This is a genomic window from Candidatus Oleimmundimicrobium sp. (assembly GCF_030651595.1).
In the GTDB taxonomy this organism is placed as follows: Bacteria; Actinomycetota; Aquicultoria; order UBA3085; family Oleimmundimicrobiaceae; genus JAUSCH01.
Genome location: NZ_JAUSCH010000109.1, coordinates 1 through 2,703, shown reverse-complemented (window position 1 = coordinate 2,703; position 2,703 = coordinate 1). Strand labels below are relative to the sequence as shown.

Annotated in this window: 3 protein-coding genes; all 3 read right to left on the bottom strand. The window is 39.6% G+C overall.

The window, feature by feature from the left end; all coding sequences use genetic code 11:
- Nucleotides 1-755: 755 nt before the first annotated feature.
- The 3 genes from Q7U95_RS06315 to Q7U95_RS06305 all read right to left on the bottom strand — a co-directional run bounded on the left by Q7U95_RS06315 (nucleotide 756) and on the right by Q7U95_RS06305 (nucleotide 2,384).
- Nucleotides 756-1,559, bottom strand: a complete 804-nt coding sequence (locus Q7U95_RS06315; RefSeq protein ID WP_308752856.1) for a prepilin peptidase — start codon at nucleotides 1,557-1,559, stop codon at nucleotides 756-758.
- Between the two features lie 12 nt (nucleotides 1,560-1,571).
- Nucleotides 1,572-1,919 carry a prepilin-type N-terminal cleavage/methylation domain-containing protein gene (locus Q7U95_RS06310; RefSeq protein WP_308752854.1) on the bottom strand — a complete coding sequence of 116 codons (348 nt, stop codon included), beginning with the start codon at nucleotides 1,917-1,919 and terminating at the stop codon, nucleotides 1,572-1,574.
- A 102-nt stretch (nucleotides 1,920-2,021) separates the two neighbouring features.
- Nucleotides 2,022-2,384 (bottom strand): prepilin-type N-terminal cleavage/methylation domain-containing protein, encoded by a 363-nt coding sequence (locus tag Q7U95_RS06305; protein ID WP_308752852.1) that lies wholly within the window; start codon nucleotides 2,382-2,384, stop codon nucleotides 2,022-2,024.
- Nucleotides 2,385-2,703: the final 319 nt, after the last annotated feature.

Here is a 2,703-nt window from a genome sequence, read left to right as displayed (position 1 = left end):
TAAAATTCTTAACTACCGTGCTCATTATACCTACTGTCAGACAGGGAGAAATAAACTATTCAAATTTAGTCAAGAGTCAGAAATCAATAGTCAACTAGCCTTTGGGGTCTTTTAAATACGGGTAGATTGCTTATGGCGACCCTCCACAGGCGGGCAGACGCAATGACAGTGAGTTTGAGATTGCCGCGCTCCGCTCGCAATGACCAGCCTTGTTTCTTGGTTTTCTAGTTCCACGTATCTATGTTTCTATGTCCCATGTCACCAAATTGCCATATCATTCAAAAATAGCTACCAGCTTCCAGACTCCAGCCGCCAGGAAAATCAAAAGAGTTTTTTATTAGTTTTGGTTTCTAAGTCCGGGAGGGTTGCTCGAAGGTGATTTATGAGAGCGCCGACGAACAATCGATGAAGCGGGGTTTCGACTGAAGCTGTTTGAGCTTCGATTTATCGGAGCGAGTTCTTCAAGTCGCCGCTGAGGAGTGAAGTGAGGAGGAAAAATGCTTGAATCAAGAGCCCGGAGCAACCCACAAAAAAGAAATTTTGGACGAGCAAGACCTGCCTGCCGGTAGGCACGGAAATGAAGGAAGTAAAGTTTCGCATTACGAGAGATGAATAAGTAGGAAGACCCTGCCGGCACGGCAATGACTTCGTCGGATTGCCATGCCTCGTAAAAGTGATATGGTGCTCATAATGACTGGGAAATATAGAGTATAAAAAACAAACAAACTCCCGACTACGGACTACCGACTAACAGACTATCCAATCATCCATAAGCTCGCATATAAATTATAAATCTGAGGGCCAAAAAATAAGGTTAAGATTCCTCCCAGTGCCAAGAACGGCCCGAAAGGTACGAAATCTTTTCTTCCTTTTTGTTTGAGAAGCATCAAAGTAACTCCGACAATTGAGCCAAATAAAAAACCTAAAAATAAGGCCAGCCACACATACCATCCCAAAAAAATTCCTAAAAGAGCAGCAAGTTTAATATCTCCTCCACCCATAACTTCTTGTTTAAAAATTTTTTCTCCCAATATGGCCACAAGGAACAAGAACCCTCCTCCTCCTAAAAATCCACAAATGGAAAAAAGAGGATTTTTAGCTCCAACTAAAGGAAGAAAGGGAACAGTAAAAAAATTGATGGCCACCAGGGCCAGAGCAATAACCAACGAGGGATAAATTATTTTGTTTGGGATAATTAAATAACTTAAGTCAATGAAGGTAAGCACGACGAGAACCGAAATTAAAAAAATCCCTAAGACCAAGCTTAAACTTAAATCAAACTTTAAAAAAGCAAGAGCAAACAAAACACCCGTTATAAATTCGACAAGCGGATACTTTAAAGATATCGGCTCCCGGCAATACCTGCACTTTCCGCCCAACACCAAATAGCTTAAAAGCGGAATATTATCCCACGGTTTTAGGGGTTTTTTGCATTTTGGACATTTAGATGAGGGTTTTACTATGGATTCATTGATGGGAATACGATATATACAAACATTTAAAAAACTACCCACTATTAAGCCCAGCAGTAAAAAAAAGATTAGAATAAAGAAACGCAAAAAAACCACTTCCTACGGGTAGCTGTGCCCGTTGGGGCATATCGCTTCATGTTTTTCAGAATCATACTCATAACTTTTCGTCTTATCCGTTGGACACTTCGGCATGGTCTTTATGTATTTCGGAGCTAACTCGTCGAGCCCACCAGGATAACTGTTTTCATTAAGAAAATACTGCACAATGGCCCCGTCCAATATTTTGAGATTTGATTGACATGTTCTTAAATCTATCACCTCGGTGTTCCGAAAAGAAAAGACCGCTATGCTGACCAGCACAGATATTATAAAAATAACTATCGTCAACTCAACCAGAGAAAAACCATTCTTCCCGGTTAAATTCCTCATAAACGCCTTATCTCTCATGTCGCCTCGAAACTATAATTTGAACTTCAACTCAACTTTTATTTTAAAGCAAAACAGCTCACAAAAAAAGTGGCCCTTTCGGACCACTTTTCAAGCTATTTTTTAATAATTATGACCTGATACACTACAAGTTACGGAATGGGTAGCATTAGTATACGTATAAATACCGGCAGAGTCAGGACATTTTGGCGCAATCTTTATGTAGTCAGGTACCAACATATCATTAGCAACAAGGTCTGTATAAGTCTCTACATCTGGATAATCACCCGTAGTTGCATTATAGGTTTGAATGGCTCCATCCAACGTCCTTAAATTTGCCTTACACGCATTTGCTTTAGCTTTGGCTTGTGCCTGGTTATACACCGGAATAGCTATACCCACCAAGATTCCGATAATGAGAATAACCACCATCAACTCGACTAACGTAAAACCTTTTTCTCCTTTAAATTTTCTCACAGAATTCACCCCCTTTACTAAGAAAATATTAATTTTTTGCTTCAAACGCCATTCCCCCCTTTCGGAAGACAAAAACATCTTTAGCAAAATTTTATGTAACCTATCTACCTCCACCTTGAAGAGCCGGTAACTTTCCGACCCATCTTACGATAGATTTGCCCTTATTTTACTCGCTCCTAAATTAATATATCGGCAAATTCGTAAAAAAGATTAATAAATTTTTAAAACTCATCATTCTCCCATAAGCAACACAACTTGAAACATCGGCATATATAAAGCAATTAACATGCCGCCAATCATTAATCCTATGCCCAATAGCATAAAGGGC

What these genes read in the sequence shown, in the direction of transcription:
- Q7U95_RS06310 (WP_308752854.1), bottom strand. Translation starts at nt 1,919, where the DNA reads ATGAGAGATAAGGCGTTTATGAGGAATTTAACCGGGAAGAATGGTTTT.